This is a genomic window from Cupriavidus sp. BIS7 (assembly GCF_000292345.1).
GTDB lineage: Bacteria > Pseudomonadota > Gammaproteobacteria > Burkholderiales > Burkholderiaceae > Cupriavidus.
In genome coordinates this window covers 14,162-31,734 of record NZ_ALOU01000070.1, presented here as the reverse complement: position 1 = coordinate 31,734, position 17,573 = coordinate 14,162, and the positions used below count along the sequence as shown (strand labels likewise).

General features: G+C 62.9%; 18 protein-coding genes. 6 read left to right on the top strand and 12 right to left on the bottom strand.

Features of this window, described 5'->3' with window-relative positions:
* Positions 1-61: 61 nt before the first annotated feature.
* Genes B552_RS0122425 through B552_RS0122410 form a run of 4 tightly spaced genes read right to left on the bottom strand, consistent with a single transcriptional unit; the run spans position 62 to position 3,046 of the window.
* The gene (locus B552_RS0122425; RefSeq protein ID WP_019451303.1) at positions 62-373 is read right to left on the bottom strand and encodes a non-heme iron oxygenase ferredoxin subunit; all 312 of its coding nucleotides are present in this window, start codon (positions 371-373) and stop codon (positions 62-64) included.
* A 9-nt stretch (positions 374-382) separates the two neighbouring features.
* Positions 383-856 (bottom strand): nuclear transport factor 2 family protein, encoded by a 474-nt coding sequence (locus B552_RS0122420; protein ID WP_019451302.1) that lies wholly within the window; start codon positions 854-856, stop codon positions 383-385.
* Between the two features lies 1 nt (position 857).
* Entirely contained in the window at positions 858-2,114 is a 1,257-nt protein-coding gene (locus B552_RS0122415) for an aromatic ring-hydroxylating dioxygenase subunit alpha (protein WP_019451301.1), read from the bottom strand.
* Positions 2,111-3,046, bottom strand: coding sequence for an FAD-binding oxidoreductase (locus tag B552_RS0122410; RefSeq protein ID WP_019451300.1), 936 nt, complete (start codon positions 3,044-3,046; stop codon positions 2,111-2,113). Before B552_RS0122410 ends, B552_RS0122415 begins: the two co-directional genes overlap by 4 nt.
* Positions 3,047-3,197: 151 nt before the next feature.
* On the opposite strand from B552_RS0122410, the gene B552_RS0122405 reads away from it, so the two are divergent.
* Complete coding sequence (locus B552_RS0122405) at positions 3,198-4,100, top strand: LysR family transcriptional regulator (protein WP_019451299.1); 903 nt, start codon at positions 3,198-3,200, stop codon at positions 4,098-4,100.
* 8 nt (positions 4,101-4,108) lie between these two features.
* Here B552_RS0122405 and B552_RS0122400 read toward each other — a convergent pair whose 3' ends face one another.
* The 3 genes from B552_RS0122400 to B552_RS0122390 form a co-directional block, all read right to left on the bottom strand.
* Positions 4,109-4,573: a universal stress protein gene (locus tag B552_RS0122400; RefSeq protein ID WP_019451298.1), complete on the bottom strand. Its 465-nt coding sequence runs from the start codon at positions 4,571-4,573 to the stop codon at positions 4,109-4,111.
* A 24-nt stretch (positions 4,574-4,597) separates the two neighbouring features.
* Positions 4,598-4,798 carry a DUF2892 domain-containing protein gene (locus tag B552_RS0122395; RefSeq protein ID WP_019451297.1) on the bottom strand — a complete coding sequence of 67 codons (201 nt, stop codon included), beginning with the start codon at positions 4,796-4,798 and terminating at the stop codon, positions 4,598-4,600.
* A 61-nt stretch (positions 4,799-4,859) separates the two neighbouring features.
* Complete coding sequence (locus B552_RS0122390; protein ID WP_035880198.1) at positions 4,860-5,177, bottom strand: hypothetical protein; 318 nt, start codon at positions 5,175-5,177, stop codon at positions 4,860-4,862.
* Positions 5,178-5,412: 235 nt separating this feature from the next.
* On the opposite strand from B552_RS0122390, the gene sulP reads away from it, so the two are divergent.
* A complete protein-coding gene (sulP, locus tag B552_RS0122385; RefSeq protein WP_035880196.1) occupies positions 5,413-7,173 on the top strand; it encodes a sulfate permease in 1,761 nt (586 codons plus the stop codon).
* A gap of 35 nt (positions 7,174-7,208) precedes the next feature.
* Here sulP and B552_RS0122380 read toward each other — a convergent pair whose 3' ends face one another.
* Both B552_RS0122380 and B552_RS0122375 read right to left on the bottom strand, forming a co-directional pair.
* Entirely contained in the window at positions 7,209-8,204 is a 996-nt protein-coding gene (locus B552_RS0122380; RefSeq protein ID WP_051003607.1) for a tripartite tricarboxylate transporter substrate binding protein, read from the bottom strand.
* Positions 8,205-8,373: 169 nt separating this feature from the next.
* Entirely contained in the window at positions 8,374-10,260 is a 1,887-nt protein-coding gene (locus tag B552_RS0122375; protein WP_019451293.1) for a methyl-accepting chemotaxis protein, read from the bottom strand.
* A 265-nt stretch (positions 10,261-10,525) separates the two neighbouring features.
* Between B552_RS0122375 and B552_RS0122370 the strand changes: the two genes are divergently transcribed.
* The 3 genes from B552_RS0122370 to B552_RS0122360 all read left to right on the top strand — a co-directional run bounded on the left by B552_RS0122370 (position 10,526) and on the right by B552_RS0122360 (position 14,198).
* Entirely contained in the window at positions 10,526-12,112 is a 1,587-nt protein-coding gene (locus B552_RS0122370) for an EAL domain-containing protein (protein ID WP_019451292.1), read from the top strand.
* 79 nt (positions 12,113-12,191) lie between these two features.
* Positions 12,192-13,532, top strand: coding sequence for a nucleobase:cation symporter-2 family protein (locus tag B552_RS0122365; RefSeq protein WP_019451291.1), 1,341 nt, complete (start codon positions 12,192-12,194; stop codon positions 13,530-13,532).
* Positions 13,533-13,745: 213 nt separating this feature from the next.
* Positions 13,746-14,198 (top strand): PA2169 family four-helix-bundle protein, encoded by a 453-nt coding sequence (locus B552_RS0122360; RefSeq protein WP_019451290.1) that lies wholly within the window; start codon positions 13,746-13,748, stop codon positions 14,196-14,198.
* 53 nt (positions 14,199-14,251) lie between these two features.
* Here B552_RS0122360 and B552_RS0122355 read toward each other — a convergent pair whose 3' ends face one another.
* Both B552_RS0122355 and B552_RS0122350 read right to left on the bottom strand, forming a co-directional pair.
* Complete coding sequence (locus tag B552_RS0122355) at positions 14,252-14,815, bottom strand: J domain-containing protein (protein WP_019451289.1); 564 nt, start codon at positions 14,813-14,815, stop codon at positions 14,252-14,254.
* A gap of 164 nt (positions 14,816-14,979) precedes the next feature.
* Positions 14,980-15,864 carry an ADP-polyphosphate phosphotransferase gene (locus B552_RS0122350; protein ID WP_019451288.1) on the bottom strand — a complete coding sequence of 295 codons (885 nt, stop codon included), beginning with the start codon at positions 15,862-15,864 and terminating at the stop codon, positions 14,980-14,982.
* Positions 15,865-16,180: 316 nt separating this feature from the next.
* On the opposite strand from B552_RS0122350, the gene B552_RS0122345 reads away from it, so the two are divergent.
* Positions 16,181-16,516, top strand: coding sequence for an HdeA/HdeB family chaperone (locus tag B552_RS0122345; protein WP_019451287.1), 336 nt, complete (start codon positions 16,181-16,183; stop codon positions 16,514-16,516).
* Positions 16,517-16,642: 126 nt separating this feature from the next.
* Here B552_RS0122345 and B552_RS0122340 read toward each other — a convergent pair whose 3' ends face one another.
* The gene (locus B552_RS0122340) at positions 16,643-17,413 is read right to left on the bottom strand and encodes an alpha/beta hydrolase (RefSeq protein ID WP_019451286.1); all 771 of its coding nucleotides are present in this window, start codon (positions 17,411-17,413) and stop codon (positions 16,643-16,645) included.
* Between the last annotated feature and the right edge of the window lie 160 nt (positions 17,414-17,573).

Here is a 17,573-nt window from a genome sequence, read left to right as displayed (position 1 = left end):
AACCCCTCTCCCGCACGGCGAGAGAGGGGAGCAAACCGTGGACATCAGCCCTCGCCAAGCGCTAGATCTTCACAAACACTTCGCCGCCCTCGATCCGCACCTGAAACGTCTCGATATCCTCGGTCAGCGGCTCGCACATCGCGCGGCCGTTGCGGATGTCGAAGCGGCCCTGATGCAGCGGGCATTCGATTTCATGCCCCTCCAGGAAGCCGTCGCACAGCCGCGCGTGGCCGTGCGTGCAGATGTTGTGGGTGACGAATACCTCGCCATCCACGCCGTAGACGGCCAGTTCGCGTCCGGCGGCCTGCACGGCGATGACGTCGTCGTTCGGTACGGCCACCAGTTCGATGACCTTGGTCCATTCCTGTGCCATGACAGATCCTCAGATAGGGTAGATCAGCGAGTTCGGAATCATCTCGCTGTCGAAGATGCACAGACGCTGCGCGAACTTCAGGCCCGCGTCGGTGCGTTCGATGATGTCCAGATAGCGGCCGACGTTGAAGACGGTGGAGACCTCGTCGGGCTTGGTGCGGAATACCGCGTAGTTGGCCTCCGCGCGAATGCGGTTGCCGCCGGTTTCCAGGATGCGCGGAATGCCCACCACGTGCCGCTGGTAGTACGGGTCGTGGAAGATCGTTTCGGTCGCGCCGTAGATGCGGTCGCGCAGCATGCCGCGGCTTTCGAATGACAGCGTGGCCAGCGGAAAGCCGCGTTCGTAGTTTTCGCGCGGCTGCACCTTGTAGACGCAGGTTTCCGTGAAGAAGTCGGGCCACTTGTCCCACTCGTTGTTGTCGAGTGCGGCCGCGTAGTCGGCGTAGAGGGCCAGCAGTTGCTGCCAGGTTTCGAAGTCTGCCATCTCAGGCCTCCATTACGCGGCGCCAGTACTGGTACATGCCGCGAATCAGTGTTTCGGTCACCATGTGGTCGGTGTCGCCAACCTCGCGGCCGCCAAGTTCGGCAACGGTGCGGTGGAACGGCTTCTGTTCGAAGCCTTCCTGCGAGAACTCGATCACTTCGCCGTCATCGGCGGAGACAAAGCCGGCCGGGCCGAACAGGTTGGCCTGGCGCAGGCGGCGCCTCGTCATGTCTTCGCTGTCGTTGGCAAAGCCGAAGTGGGTCCAGACGAAGTCGAACGATCCGTGGCCGTTGGGCTGGATATGGCGCGTGGACACCGAGTTCACCTGCTGCTGGATGATCACGCTCGGGAACAGCGTCATCATCACGGCGGTTGGCGTGCCCCACCAGTCCTCGTGAACCACGTCGAGGAAGCGGTCGTCGTGCAGATGCATCTGGTCCTTGAAGCTCGATACGCCGCTGGTGACTTCGCCCTTGCCGCCTGTCCCGCGCGTGGAGATCATCGCGGCATGGCGGAAGTGCTCGTCCATTTTCAGCTCCGACCGATTGTCGGCGCGCCACAGGCCGAACGTGACGAACCACGTATGCAGCAGGCCCGGGTGGTAGGGGTCCTTGATGTTCTCCTGCATCAGCTTCCAGTTGCCGGGAATGCGCTGGCGGCTGTAGCCGAGGATCGTCAGTTGGCGGCCGTCGAACACGCGGTCGAAGTAACGCAGGATCGTCGGGCCAAGGTAGGCCTCCAGCGACGGCACGTCATGATCGAACGAAGCGAAGATCACGCCGTTGCGCACAGCGACCTTCAATTGCGTCAGCCCGTGCTGCTTCGGATCGAAATCGGCCGGCATGCCGCCGTTGACCTTGCCGTCCAGCTTGACGCCGCGCCGGAATGGCACGCCGACGAGGTTGCCCTTGAGGTCATAGTTCCACTGGTGATACGGGCACGTGAAATCCTTGCGGTTGCCGAAGCGCTCGCGGCAGAAGCGCACGCCGCGATGCGCGCAGACGTTCTCGACCACGTGGATGCCACCGTCGGCCGCGCGCGTGACGATGACGGACCGTTCGCCAACCACGGTGCGCTTGAAATCGCCGGGATTGGGGATCTCCGCCTCCAGGCCAACGTAGCACCAGTGCCCCGCGTAGAAGAAGCGCTCCAGCTCGCGCCGATAGGTGTCTTCGTCGGTGTAGGCCCAGAACGGGATGCGGCTTGAGCCGTCGTCCTTCCAGGTGGGCCGCCTGAATGCGATGGGCGCCTCGTTCATGCTTTGTCTCCGGTTGTGTGAAATGCGTCTGCGTGAATGTGCTCCGGGGCCACGCCCTTGCCTTGCAGCAGGCTGGTGGCCGCATCGACCATTGCCGGCGCGCCGGCCAGGTACGCGGTCCATCCATCCATGGCAGACCAGTCGTCGTCCACGGCTTGCGTCACCATGCCGCCGCGGTGGTCCTGTGCGTCGTTCGATGCCACCACGACGTGGAAGGTCATGTTGGGCATCGCCTGCCGCAATGCCGCCAGCCAGGGCTCGCCATAGATGTCGGCGCGGGACCGCACGCCGAAGTAGACGTGGACGTCGTTGTCCATGCGTGCCTCGGCCATGCCACGCAGGATCGACAGCACGGGTGCCAGGCCCGTGCCACCGGCGATGCAGACAATCGGCCCGGCGGTCTTGCGCCGCAGGTAGGCGGTGCCCAGCGGGCCGCTCACGCGCACCGCGTCACCAACCTTGAGCGTGTTGCCGACGTAGGTCGTCACGCGTCCCTCGGGCACCAGCCGGATATGGAATTCGATCTCGTCCGGGTTCTCGGTGACGGCCATCGAATACGGGCGGATGTGCTCGGGCGTGAATTGCAGGTGTGCGTACTGGCCCGGCGAGAAAGCGAACGGCTTCGACAGTTTCAGGCGCAGCCGCTTGATGTCGTGCGTCATGTCCTCGATCGACGTGACCGTGGTCTTGAGAATGCGCGCGGGGTGGACCACCACCTCGTCGATCTCGGGAATCTCCACGGTGCATGCGTCCACCACGGTGGTCTGGCACGCGAGCACCGTCTCGCCGTTCAGGCGGCAGCGGCACGTGCCACACCGGCCAGCCATGCAGCTATAGGAAATCGGGATTTGATGCGCGCGCAGTGCTTCGAGCAGGTTCTGCCCAGGGGCGATGTCAAGCGTGCGTTGCAGGGGCTGGATCGAGATGTCCATGGCGCCAGTGTCTCCTTGCTGGTCTTTTGTCTGGACGCCATCTTGCCGGGGCTTGCGCTATTGATAAATAGAACTTCGTTGATTTGATATATCACGGAGAGTGATAATGCTCGGTGCGCCGGGAATTGAACCGTGGATGGAGCGAACACCGATGGAACTGCGCGATATCGACCTGAATCTGCTTGTCGTATTCAACGAGCTGCTGCGTCAGCGCCGCGTGTCCGCGGTGGCGGAGACGCTTGGCATCACGCAGCCGGCCGTCAGCAATGCGCTGAACCGGCTGCGCAAGCTGATGGGGGACGAACTGTTCCTGCGGACTTCCAAGGGGATGATTCCTACGCCACTTGCCGGGACGCTGGCGGGGCCAATCGCCGAGGCGCTCGATGCGATCCACCACACGCTCAATGCGCGGACGACGTTCGATCCGGCAACCAGCACGCGGGCGTTCACCGTGGCGATGACGGACATCGGCGAGATCTACTTCCTGCCGAGCCTGATGAAGCGGCTGGCGAAGATTGCGCCGGGCGTGACCATCAGCACCGTCCGCAACCACGGTGATTCATTGCAGGGAGAAATGGAAAGCGGGCGCGTGGATCTGGCACTGGGATTCCTGCCCGACCTGAAGACGGGCTTCTTTCAGCGGCGGCTGTTCCAGCAGCGCTATGTCTGCATCTTCCGCAAGGGGCATCCGTTGGGCAGGAAGGGCATGACGCTGGAGGCGTTTGCGGCGGCGGATCGTGTATCGATCGTGGCGGAAGGCACCGGCCACGGCATGGTCGACATGGCCATCCAGCGGGCAGGCGTGACGCAGCGCTCGCGCCTGTGCGTGCCGCACTTCGTGGCCGTTGGCCATATTCTCCAGACGACCGACCTGATCGCCGTGGTGCCGGAGGCCTATGCCATACGCACGCTGACGCCGTTCGACCTGACGTCGGTACCGTGCCCGGTGAAGATCCCCGATATCGTCATCAACGTGCTTTGGCACGCCACGCACCATCGCGAGCCCGGCAATCAGTGGCTGCGGCAGCTGATCTTCGACGAATTTTCGGTTTAGAGACGCTATCAAGGCGCCGCTGCTGGCGTGGTGTCACGCACCAGCACTACCGGCACCGGGCAATCGCGCGCCAGGCTCTCGGCCACGCTGCCCAGCAGCATGCGTTTCAGGCCATGGCGACCATGCGTGCCGATCACGACCACATCGGCGCCGCAAGTGCGCGCGTACTCGTTGACGCGGTCCGCCACGTTGCCCATCGTCGCGAGATCGTCGATCAACTGCTGGCGATGCTGCAACCCGGCGGCCCCCGCTGCTTCGCCCGCGCGGCGAAGCAGATCCTCGCCGGCGGCGACAAACTGCGGACGCAACTCGGTGAAGTCGCCATAGCCGAAGTCATACTGCAGGAAGCTGTAGTCGATCACGTGCAGGATCTCGAGATCGGCCTGGCAGACGCTGGCCAGACCGATCGCCTCGTTGAGGGCCTTGCGCGCGCAGGGACTATCGTCGATGGCGACTAGGATGTGCTGGTACATGGTAGGTCCCCTGGTCGGTTCCGGTTACCTGCCCTGCCGCGTGATCGGGCAGGTGCTGAAGCCGAACACGCGATAGAGCGGGCAATACCCGATCAGGCCCGTCACGAGCGGGATGACGCCTATCCATCCCCAGATACCCACCTGGTGCGTCGCAGCCAGCGCGATCAGGACGATACCGATAACGATCCGCGCGAGGCGGTCCAGGCTTCCAGCGTTCTTTTGCATAAGAGCTTCAATCAGGTTGGATGGGGTGACTGGATGGGCGTGCTTCCGCCTGTTGGCAGGCTTACTTCGAGGCGCCCTCGGAGTACGGGTCGAACTTGCCGGAACGGGCCGCGTCGTCAGTCGCCTTCTTCTGCGGCGCCAGGTTCGATTTCGTGTTCGCGCCCTCGGTATAGGGGTCGAACTTCCCGCTATGGGAAGCAGTGCCCTTGTGCGCAGTCTTCTTGGCCGCAGGCGCCTGTGCGTCCTTGGGCACCGGGGCATGGGCGCCGCCATACAGGTCGCCGCCGTCGGTGTAGTTCTTCTGGGCGCTGGCAGGCAAGGCGGACAGCGACAGAACGGCCGCGGCGGTGATGGCCATGAGGGATGAAATGCGTTGCATGGTTGCCTCTCGAGTCAAGGGTCACTTCGATGTGACTGGAGTCTAGGTAATGCGATTTTTCATCGATTGATTCACATCAAGCGCGATGCAACGCGGCCACGCTGGCACGCCCGCGCTTGCTGCGTTGCAGCAGCCGCGCGGCGCGCAAGATCACTAATCGGCATCTATGCTTGGGGGTGTATCCCGCCGCAGCTTGCCAATCCCCGGCAAGGCGGTCTCTTGCGAGGATTCGACCATGCAATCCAACGGGCCCGTCCCACACGGCGAACGTAGAACGTCCACGCCTGCCGGCTGGCTACGCTGGCTGCCGGGCGCCGCGATGCTCCGGACGTATCAGGCGGGCTGGCTGCCGAAAGACCTGGCGGCGGGGCTGGTCCTGACCACGATGCTGGTGCCGGTGGGCATTGCCTATGCGGAGGCGTCCGGCGTGCCTGGCGTCTACGGCCTCTATGCGACGATCATCCCGCTGCTCGCATACGCGGTGTTCGGCCCCAGCCGAATCCTTGTGCTTGGCCCGGATTCCGCATTGGCAGCGCCGGTGCTGGCTGTCGTGGTGCAGGTCTCCGGCGGCGATCCGGCGCGCGCTATCGGCGTGGCCAGCATGATGGCGGTTGTCTCCGGCCTGTTCTGCATCATCCTGGGGCTGCTGCGCCTGGGCTTCGTTACCGAGCTTTTGTCCAAGCCGATTCGGTACGGCTACATGAACGGCATTGCGCTGACGGTTCTGGTGAGCCAGCTTCCGAAACTGTTCGCCATCCGGATCGAGGACGCCGGGCCGCTAAGGGAACTGCTGCAGCTTGGCCGTGCGGTGGCAGCCGGGCAGACCAACTGGTACAGCTTCGCCGTGGGGGTGGGCAGTCTGGTGCTGATTTTGCTGCTCAAGCGATTCGAGCGCGTACCTGGCATCCTGATCGCGGTGATCGTGGCAACGCTGTGCGTTACTGTGTTCCACCTCGACAGCGTGGGCGTGAAGGTGCTGGGCTCGATCCCGCAGGGCCTGCCGGCCTTTTCGGTGCCATGGGTGACCGATGCCGATTTCGTCAGGATCGTGCTTGGCGGCTGCGCGGTGGCGCTGATCGCTTTCGCGGATACCAGCGTGCTGTCGCGCACGTTTGCCGCGCGGCACAACCATCGCGTGGACCCGAATCAGGAGATGGTTGGCCTTGGCGCGGCCAACCTCGCGGCAGGGTTCTTCCAGGGCTTCCCGATCAGCAGCAGTTCGTCACGGACGCCGGTTGCCGAAGCCGCAGGCGCCAAGACGCAGTTGACCGGCGTGGTTGGCGCGCTGGCGGTTGCGGCGCTGCTGCTGGTGGCGCCGGACCTGATGCACAACCTGCCAAACAGCGCGCTCGCAGCGGTGGTGATTGCGGCGGCTATCGGGCTGTTCGAGTTCGCGGACCTGGCGCGTATCTATCGCATCCAGCAATGGGAATTCTGGCTCTCGATGGTTTGCTTTGCCGCAGTGGCCGTGTTCGGCGCGATTCCCGGCATCTGCCTGGCCGTGGTCCTTGCGGTGATTGAATTCCTGTGGGACGGCTGGCGGCCGCATTTCGCCATACTCGGCCACGTGGAGGGGCTACGCGGCTACCACGACATCACGCGCTACCCGCATGCCACGCGCGTTCCGGGGCTGGTGCTGTTCCGCTGGGATGCCCCGTTGTTCTTCGCCAATGCCGAGTTGTTTCAGGAGCGGCTGCTCGAAGCAGTGGACGAATCGCCGACGCCGGTACGCAGGGTGGTTGTGGCTGCCGAGCCCGTGACCAGCGTTGACGTCACGTCTGCCGACATGTTGCGCGAGCTTAGCCGGATGCTGGGCGATCGTGGCATCGCGTTGCACCTTGCGGAGATGAAGGACCCGGTCCGCGACAAGCTCAGGCGCTTCGAGCTGATGGACGTCCTTGGCGACGACAAGTTTCATCCCACCGTGGGCAGCGCGGTGGATGACTACGTCAGCAAATCGGACATCGCCGGGGACGCGGGGCATTCGAACGAATAGCTTCGCCTGCCCCGCAGGACTGCAGACCAGCTCAATCAATCGAGCGTGATCTTGCCGGCCTTCACGATCTGCGCATAGCGCCCAGTGTCGTGTTCGATCAGCTTGCGGAACTCCTCGGGCGTGCTGCCCACCGGAATGAAGCCGAGGTCCGTGAGCTTCTTCGCGACATCCGCGCTGCGCGTGGCGGCCGCAATCTCCTTGGCCATGCGATCAATGATCGGCTGCGGCGTGCCGGCGGGCGCCAGCAGGCCGGTCCACGAACTCATGACGAAGCCCGGGAAGCCGGCCTCTTCCATCGTCGGGATATTCGGCTCACCGGGCCAGCGCTTTGCCGATGCGACGGCCAGCGCGTTGATCTTGCCCGACTTCACGTGGGGCATCGGCACCAGCAGCGGATCGAAGGCCATCGAGACTTCGCCCGAAATCAGTGCGGGCAGGATGGGCGCGCTGCCGTTGTACGGAATGTGGGTCATCTTGACCTTCGATTCCATCGCCAGGCGTTCGCCGGTCAGGTGTGCGGAACTGCCAATGCCGCTGGAGCCGAAGGTCAGCGTGTCCGGGTGCTTCCGGCCATAGTCGACGAGTTCGGCCACAGTCTTGACCGGCAGCTTCTTGCTGGCGAACAGGAACAGCGGCAGCTCCGCCATTTCCGCGACCGGCGCGAGATCCGAAGGCTTGTAGCTGAGCTTCGAATACAGCGACATGTTCGCGCTATACGCGGCCAGTACCGAAACGAACGTATAGCCGTCCGGCGCCGAACGCGCCACCACGCCAACGCCCAGCGTGCTGTTTGCGCCCGGCTTGTTCTCGATCACGATCGGCTGGCCAAGGCTTTGCGAAACCTTTTCGAACACGACGCGCGACACGGTATCGGTGGAGCCGCCCGGGGTATAGGGCACGATCACCTTGATCGGCTTGGTCGGCCAGGCTTCGGCGGCAATGGCGGTGTGCTGAACGGCAAGGCCGGCAAGAGCTGCGGCCACCACGCGCGCAATGCGCGTTGCTTGATGCTTGATACGCAAGACTGTCATCTCCTTCTGATTGTCTTTATTGTGCCTGCATGACGCCGGCACGTGCAGCCGATGAGATCGGCGCCATCATTATCGATGACGAGGAAATGCCGCGTACCGGGCATGAGCCGGCAATTCGCGGTGCCGGCCAAGAGTGTGTGCGATAGCCGCACGTGGCGCCGCAGGGTGACTACGCCATCAGCAATTGCTCGTCCAGCTTGAACAGACTGACCGTGCGATTGAGCCGCGCCGCCTGATCATCGAGCGATGCAGCCGCGGCTGCCGCCTGCTCGACCAGCGACGCATTCTGCTGGGTGGTGCTGTCCATCTCGGTGATCGCAAGGTTGATTTCGCCCAGGCCGCGGCTCTGCTCGCTGCTTGCTTCGGCGATTTCTTCCACCAGTGTGCTGACCTGCTGTATCGCCGGCACGATCTTCTGGATGGCGTCACCGGCCGCGTTCACGAGCGATTGGCCGCTGCGGACGGCGTCTTCGGTGCTGGCGATCAGCACCTTGATGTCCTTGGCCGCATTTGCCGACCGCTGTGCCAGGCCGCGCACCTCGCCGGCCACCACGGCAAAGCCGCGACCGTGCTCGCCCGCGCGCGCGGCCTCCACGGCGGCGTTGAGCGCGAGGATATTCGTCTGGAACGCGATGCCCTCGATCGCATCGATGATGTGCGACATCTTGTCCGCGCTGGTTGTGATGGTTTCCATCGTCGATACGGCGTTGGTCATCATCTCGCCACTACGGCGCACGTCGGTGGACACGGTGGATGCCAGCGTGCTTGCACGACGTGCCGTTTCCGCATTCGTGGCCACGGTGGATGTCAGTTGCTCGGTGGCGGAGGCGGTCTCCTCGATGCCGGCAGCCTGGTTTTCCGTGCGGCTCGAAAGATCCTGATTGCCCTGGGCGATCTCGCGCGTGGCTTCCGCGATCGCGATAGCGCCGTGCCTGACCTCGCTGATCGTGCGATTGAGCGACGCGACGAAGCGATTGAATGCGTCGGCGAGCTTGCCGACTTCGTCCCCGGAGTTCACAGGCAGGCGCTGGGTCAGGTCGCCATTGCCCGAAGCGATGGCACCCAGTGCTGCGGCAACGCGGCCGATCGGCGCAACCAGCGCACGAATGACGAAGTAGAGCGAAATCAGTCCAAGCAGGCTGCCGGACAGGCCCGCTGTGACGGCTGCCAGGATCGACGACTCACGCACCTTCTCAAGCACCTCCGATTTCGGCACCTGCGCGATCACGTACATCTCGAGTTCCGGCACGTACGAAGACGCGACGATGTGCATGCCGTCCGGGGCATCGAGTTCGGCATGCGCAAACGGCTGGCGTGCCAGCAGCGTCCGCGCCGAGTCGGCGGAGAAGCCGGGCAGCTTTTCCAGCGGCGCGCCGCTTTCCGCCAGCTTCGTATCGCGATGCATCAGCACCCTGCCATCGGCACGCACCAGGAAGACGCTTCCGGTCGTGCCGAGATGGTAGCCATTGATCCTGGCGGCCAGACTGTCGACAGATAGCCCGAGGCTTGCAACGGCAAGCTTGCCATTCCCGGCATCGGCACGGGTATTGATGAACAGCATGTAGCGGTTTGAATCGCGATCCTTGTCCAGGGACAGTTCGTAGGGTTTGCCGCGCGACAGAAAGTCGTAGAACCATTTGTCGGACGGCGCATCGGGCCGCACCGTGCGGTCCACGCCTTGCTCGGTGAGGTATTTCCCGCGAGACGCGGAGACCCAGGCGATGATGTCTGCCTGATTGCGCGACTTGATTTCCGCCGCGTAGCGGCGCCACGCCGGCAGGAAGTCGTCATCGAGTCCACGGGCTTCCCAGTCCCGCAGCATCGTGTTGTCCGCCATGGCCTGTGCCGCCGCCAGCGGCTTGGCAATCTGGTACTGCATGTCGTTGCGAATCTCGCCGACGATGGCGGGCAACTCAAGATCGACCACGCGTTCCTGCAGGCGCTTGCTGATCTGCCAGAGGATCAGCATCGAAGTCATCGCCACCACAAGCAGCAGACAGGTGCCCGTGCTCAGGATCAGCTTGCGTTGAATTGTGAAGCCGCGAAGCAGGCGCATGAGTTGTTCTCCTCCGATGTCGTCAGAAATTGTTGTTCTGTGTTGTCGTGCCGCAGGTGGAGATTCAAGCAAGAACCTTCCATGCACGCATTCGGAAGCGCTAACGGACGCATCGCACGCTTTATTGAGTACATTGAAGTCATTTCACAAATGCACGCGCGTTTCTGTCCCGAGTCGTCAAGTTTTTGTCCCCGCTGGCTAAACTCCTGAGCGCCGCAGCGCATAGATTGATCGGTTTGCGCCAAAAAAATAAATCGGGGAGCGGATGAGGGGACTGACCGCAAGGATTGTGATCTGTGCAACGCTGGCACTGGCTTTCATGCTTCCGGTCGGCGTTTCCATCTGGATGAGCTACCGCGTCGCGCTGGCAGAACAGCGACTGCGCACGGGCATCCTCGCTTCCCAGCTTCTGCATCGCGCTCACACGCTCAGTGACCAGATTGCTGGCGCCAGGCGGGCGCTGTTGCGCCGCGCGGACAGAGATCCATGCTCCGCCGGGAACATCGGCCTGATGCGGAGTCTGGCGATCGGCGCAAGCTATCTGCAGGACGTTGGTTATGTCGAGGGCGGCAAGCTGCGCTGCTCGTCTTACGGCAATCTTGGCGACGGCTACGAACTTGGCCCCGCGGACTATCAGAGCAGCCGTGGCGCGTGGATCCACAAGGCCGTCAAGCTGCCTTTCAGCGAATCCCGGAAGTTCTTCGTCATCACGGAGGGCGACATCGGCTACTCGAGCCTGGTCATGCCGGAGTTGATTCTCGACATCAGTGAAGCAAGCCGCGACGCAGCCATCGCGCTGGTCGCCGTATCGACCCGGCAGGTCATCATGCAGCGTGACGGCATCGATCTCGCCGGCATGCCGCCGTTGATCAGGGAGCACGGTGACGTGACGTGGCGCCACGACGGCGCAATGGGGGCAGTCAAGTTCTCCGCGACGCACGACTACGCTGCCGTTGTGGTGTCTTCAGTCAGCGCATTCAACGCGGCGTGGCGCAAGGCTGCGATTTGGCTGGTGCCGTTCGGAACGCTGCTCGGTGCCACGCTGGTGATGCTGGCCATGCTGCGCATCCGGCAGCGCAATGGCCTGCTGTGGCAGCTTGACCGGGCGTTGCGTGCCCATGAGCTATCGCTCGCGTATATGCCGATTGTCGAACTGCGCAGCGGGAAGTGGGTGGGCGCCGAGGCCCTGATGCGCTGGCAGCGCGACGGCGAGTGGATTCCGCCCGACAGGTTCATTCCGCTGGCGGAGCGTCATCGGCGGATCAGGAAGCTGACCGGGAGGATGCTCGACCTGCTGGTTGCGGATGCGCAAGCGCTGCCCCCGGAGGTTGCCGCTGCGCTTTATCTCTCGATCAACCTTTCCGCGGAGGACCTTGCAGATGCGGCGATTGCCCAGCGTGTGCATGCGGCCAGGGAAGCTTGCGGTGTCGACGGGATCCTGGTGGAGGCGACGGAAGGTGTGCTGCTGCAGGCGGACCGCGTTGTGCACAATATCGACCGGCTGCGCGAACTCGGCATGCGCGTGGCCATCGATGACTTTGGCACTGGCTATTCGTCGCTGTCGTACCTTGGCTCGCTTGACGTGGACTGCATCAAGATCGACAAGTCGTTCGTGTCGGCCATCGGCACGCAGTCGGTGAGAGGGCACGTTGTGTCCCACATCATCGACATGGCGAGGGATGTGGGCCTGGCGGTGATTGCTGAAGGCGTGGAGACGCAGGCTCAGGCGGAGTATCTGGCAGCCAGGGGCGTTCAGTATGCGCAGGGCTGGCTGTTCGGCAAGGCCATGCCGATGCGCGAGTTCGTCGCGCGCCTGCAAGCTGATAGGGCCTATCACGCCTGCCAAATGTAGCGTTCTCTTCATCGGTGATACAAACCGAGACTCATATTCGGCGTCGACCGAAATCAAAAATGAGAGAGGAGACCGGAGCATGGAGAAACTGCTCTACCAGGTAGAGGATCGTCCCCCGATCCTGACTACCGTACTGCTTGCCGCACAGCATCTGCTTGCCGCGCTCGGCGGCATCATCGCCGTACCTCTTGTTCTGGGCGGTGCGCTGAGACTTCCCCCCGATCAGATCATTGCGCTCGTCAACGCTGCGTTGCTGGGCTCAGGCATCGTCACGATCATTCAATGCAAGGGTGTGGGGCCAGTCGGCATTCGCCTGCCCTGCGTCATGGGAACGAGCTTCACGTTCGTTGGCGCTGGCATCAGCGTGGGTCTGGAGCACGGTGTGCCCGGCATTCTCGGCGCATCGCTGGCAGGTTCGCTGGTGATGATCGTGGGCAGCTTCTTCATGCCGACGATCCGCAAGCTCTTTCCGCATACGGTGACGGGCGTGGTCGTGACGATGATCGGCCTTTCGCTGACCCCCGTGGCGATTGACTGGGCGGCGGGCGGCGTTGGCAGTGCCAACTACGCGGCACCAGGCTCGCTGGCGATTGCCGGTCTCGTGCTGCTGCTGGTCATCGGCTTCGTGCAGTGGGGCAAGGGTATCGTCTCGGCTTCGGCAGTGGTGCTCGGCATCATGATCGGCTATCTCGTGTGCCTGGCGCTGGGGATGGTCGATTTCACCCAGCTCCGCAGTGCCCCGGTGTTTGCTTTGCCGCAGCCCGCGCATTTCGGGATGAGCTTCCCGGTATCGGGTATTGCCGCGATGTCGCTGGCGTTCCTTGTGACCATCGTCGAGACCACGGGTACGTTCATGGCCCTGGGCGCGGCCACGCAGACTTCGATGCCAGGCAAAACGCTGGCGCGCGGCATTCTTTGCGATGGTGTCGGTTCGGCGTTCGCGGCGATGCTGTCTAGCCCGCCCGTCTCGACGTTTGCACAGAATGTTGGCGTGGTAACGCTGACCGGTGTCGCCAGCCGTCACGTGGTGGCATTGACCGGCGGAATGCTGGTGCTTGCCGGTCTGTTCCCGGTGCTTGGCGCACTGATCGTGACCATCCCGCAGCCGGTGCTTGGCGGTGCGGGCCTGATGATGTTCGCGATGATCGTATCGGCGGGCATTCACATGCTGGGCAAGTCCGCGCCGACCAAGCGCAACAGCCTGATCATTGCGGTGTCGATCGGTTGCGGCCTTGCCGTGACCGTTCGTCCTGAACTGCTCGGCAAGCTGCCTGCATTCGTGAAGGAAGTGTTTGGCTCGGGTATTACCGTTGGCGCGCTCGTGGCCGTTGTACTGAACCTGTTCCTGCCGGGCCGCGAAGTGGACGCGCTGGAAGAAGATGAGTGCGAGGCCGATCCGCTGGTGCAGGAGCCAGCCTGACGCTGTGCGTGTTGCGATTGCCCCGGGCCGTCGAAGCGTCCGGGGGCAGTACGGCCAGCCTCGCATACTTCGCATTGGCCGGGCACCCGTCGCCACGGGCGGAGCGGTTTCCTGTTTCTATACTGAGCCTATGAGAGTGGGTGACGCCACTCGTCCCCGCGTGGATGTCCCCGCGGGTTCACATATCGCCTGGATGCGAGCAAGGAGAAATTCATGGCCAACGCTCAAGGAGAACTCGTCTTCACCCTTAACCACCTGATCGGAGTCGGCAAGGACGGTGAACTCAGTTGCATGGCCGGCGCCCGTGAAGTGGACGACGCAGAGATGCGCAGCATCCTGTCCCGCACAGCCGAGACCTGCCGCAACTCGGTGACCGAATTGCAGGCGCTGGTCGGCTCGCTGGGTGCCGTGCCGCGTGACCGTGGCACCATGACCGGCACGCTGCATCGCGGCTGGATGGAAGTGATGCACATCATCGCGCCACACAACGACGACGCGGTGCTGCAGTTGTGCGAACGAGAGGAAGAGGCCGCCCGGCGCGAATACCGCTCGGCGCTGACGAAAGAGATGCCGGAGGAAATCCGCTCGGTGGTTCTGCGCCAGTACGAGGGCATGCAGAAGCACCATGAGCGCATCCACGCCCTGCGTGGCATGCAGGTTCACTGATGTGTCACTGACGCGCTGAATTACGCCTGATTGATTGGCGCCGGGGCAGGTGGCTAGCGAAAACCGAAAAGCCCATGCCAGAACGTGTCGAACGCGCTGGCGGGCTTTTCGGTATGCGGTGTGCCGGCATCGGGCGGCGGGGCGGCCTCGGCGTGTTGGGCCGCCTTGCGCGACTCATGAAGCGCCCAGACGCTGTCGGCAATTCGTCCAGCCAGGTCCGTCTCGCAGTCCCGGCCCAGCAGGACGCCGAACAGCACGTCACGGCCATGCCCGTCGTCGGCAAAGCGCATGGCGATGGCAACCATCTTCTCGTAGTGCTCCTGCGCTACACGCCGGGCCTCTTCCTGCGCCTGGCGTTCCTGAGCTTGCTCGGCCGCATGCTCGGCTTCCCAGCGGCGCATTTCGCTTTCGAAGACCTCGTCATAGACCTGACGCTGCTCCGCATCGGACAGGATCGAATAGGCATCGCGAATCTGCTGGAAGGCCGAGTGGGCCTCGGCTTCACGGCCGGGATTGCGATCGGGATGCCACTTCATGGCCGCGCGGCGATAAGCGAGCTTGATCTCGTCAAGGGTGGCATCTGACTGTACGCCAAGCGTTGCGTAGAGCGTGGTCATGGGTGCGGGGTGGGGCGGCGGGTGAAGGCGCTCATGCTAGCACGCCATCTGACCTCGAATCCTGCTCCAGACAGTCACTGTGACCGATCCCTGATCGCCCCTGCAATCATTCGAAGCGGGGTTCCAGCACACGACCATGCATGCCACTACCTTGCGGGCATGCCTCAAGCGGATCCAGCCTCACTTTCAAGTCGTGCGCGTAGGGCCTGCAGCTCATTGCGCTTCCCGGCGTCTGATTCCGGGTAGCGAAGCTTCAGGGCTTCAAGCGTGTCGAGGACGATCTGCGAGACGATCAGGCGGGCGTTGTCCTTGTCATCGGCGGGCACGACGTACCACGGCGCAAGCTCGGTGCTGGTGGCACCAAGGCATTTCTCATAAGCGTCCATGTACTGGGGCCAGAAACCCCGTTCTCCGATGTCCGCAGCACTGAGCTTCCAGTTCTTTGCCGGATCGTCGATGCGATCGAGAAATCGCTTGCGCTGCTCTTCCTTCGAAAGATGAAGAAAGAATTTGACGATGCGCGTGTCATTGCGACTGAGATGGTTCTCGATTTCCACGATTGATCGGTATCGGCCATCCCAGAGCGCGTCCCCGGAACCTGCCGCGCCGGATAGACCCTCTGCCGCCAGCAGTTCCGGATGCACGCGCAGGATCAGCACCTCCTCGTAATAGGAGCGATTGAATATTCCGATTTTCCCCCGCTCCGGCAGGTCGCGTGTGGTGCGCCACAGGAAATCATGCTGAAGCTCCGCCGCGCTCGGATGCTTGAAGCTGTAGACCTGGCACCCCTGAGGGTTGACGCCAGACATCACATGCTTGATCGCGCCATCCTTGCCGGCAGCGTCCATCGCCTGAAAGATGAAAAGCACGGCAAATCGGTTGTCGGCGTACAGGCGGTTCTGCTGTTCGCTTAGTTGCTCGACGTGTTCCGCGAGTATCTTGTGATACTGCTCCTTCGATTTATAGACAGGCTCCACAAGCGTGGGCTTGTGCGCGAGGTGCACGCTGTGACCTGCATGCACCCGGAATGCGTTCGTATCGATCTTCATGGCGAACCTCCTTGATCTATGCGCCGGAATGGTGCTGCAGCGGCTGGTTCAGCAGGTTCAGGTGTCTGCCGGACAATAGGATAGGTCGTGAATCGTTCCGTCACCATTCGAACCACGCCGGGAAGGCACATCCTGTCCCAGGCGCCACGGCTATTCAATGAGGCGGGCTGGCCAGGCCAACGGCTGGCGACTTGAAAGACCCTGAATGATGCCGGTGCAGTGACTAGTATTTGCAGATGCAGCCATAGCCTGCATGGAATGCAAGGCGGTAGCCCTGCGGCGACCTTGTCACGAATAACCCGAATCGGAGCCGATTATGTACAGCAGAACACTTTGCGGTGTTGCAGTGATTGCATTTGGAATTGCGAACCACGCCTACGCCCAGTCGACAAGCAAGACCGTCGCGCCGGCGAAAATGACTTGCGCAGAGTTTGTTGCGCTGGAGGATGTCTACAAGCCGGCGGTCATCTACTGGGCGACCGGGGTAGACAAACTGGGGGTCAGGGAAACCGACCAACTGACTATCGACACGGCCCACCCGGTGGCAATGGAAGTCACCGAAGAATGCAAGAAAACGCCGAATACCAAGGTGGCCGAGAAAATCAAGTCGATGGCCAAGGGCGGCAAGCTCAGCATTCTCAAGGGGGGCTGATTGCCCCGGATCGGGCCGGCGTATGCAGGAGTCTCACGGCTAGCCCTGGATATCTCCGCCTGCCCGTGCCAGCGATATGAGCCGCCTTGACCAATTCCCGGGCCGAAGGCGGCGACTCACGTTTGGTCACTCCTTGCCGGACTGCGTTGCAGCTTGCTCGATCTGCTTCGCGATCTCCGCCGGGTGCGACATGTAGGCCACGTGGCTTGAATTGATCTCGACAGTCTTGCTGCCTGCGCGCTGGGTCATGAAGCGTTCGAGGTTGGGATTGATCGCGCGGTCGGCGGTTGCCACGACGGCCCAGCTCGGTTTCGTTCTCCACGCGGCGTGCGTGATGGGAACGCCGAACGATTGCGCGGCGGGCGTCACCTGCGAGATGGCCATGAAGCTGGTTTCGGCGGCGGGCAGGTCGGCGGCGAAATCTGCATGGAAGTCGGCTGGATCGATGTACAGATGGCCGTCGGTCGTTGCCTTGATGGCCTTGGTAGCGGGCGGCGTCTTCTTGGTCAGTTCGAGCGGGGATTCTCCCGTGTCCGGCTGGAACGCGGCCACGTAGACGAGTCCCGCAACCTTGTCGTGGTTGCCAGCTTCGGTCACCACGGCGCCGCCGTAGCTGTGGCCGACGAGAATGCTCGGGCCGTCCTGCGCATCGATCACGCGGGTGGTGGCCTTCACGTCGTCATCGAATGAAGTTTCCGGCTCCTGCACCACGGAGACCTTGTAGCCGTCACGCGTGAGGATCTTCGACACCGCTCGCCAGCCCGAGCCGTCGGCGAAATAGCCGTGGACCAGGACGATGTTCTTGACTGGCGCGGCCGTGGCGGCCTGCGCGCCCATGGCGGCGGCGGAAAGGGCGACGGCGGCGGCGATGCGGGTTGCGTATGCGGAACGCTTCATTTTCATGCTCCAGAGGGTCAGGTGACTGAGAAATCGAAAGGTCATTGCCTGCTCGATGAAAACCATCCTACTAGTTGGATGGTAGATGCGCAAGAAATTTTTCGAAGGCTGGCAATTGATCCTCGCACCGCGTAGACTTGCCGATATTCATCCGACTAGA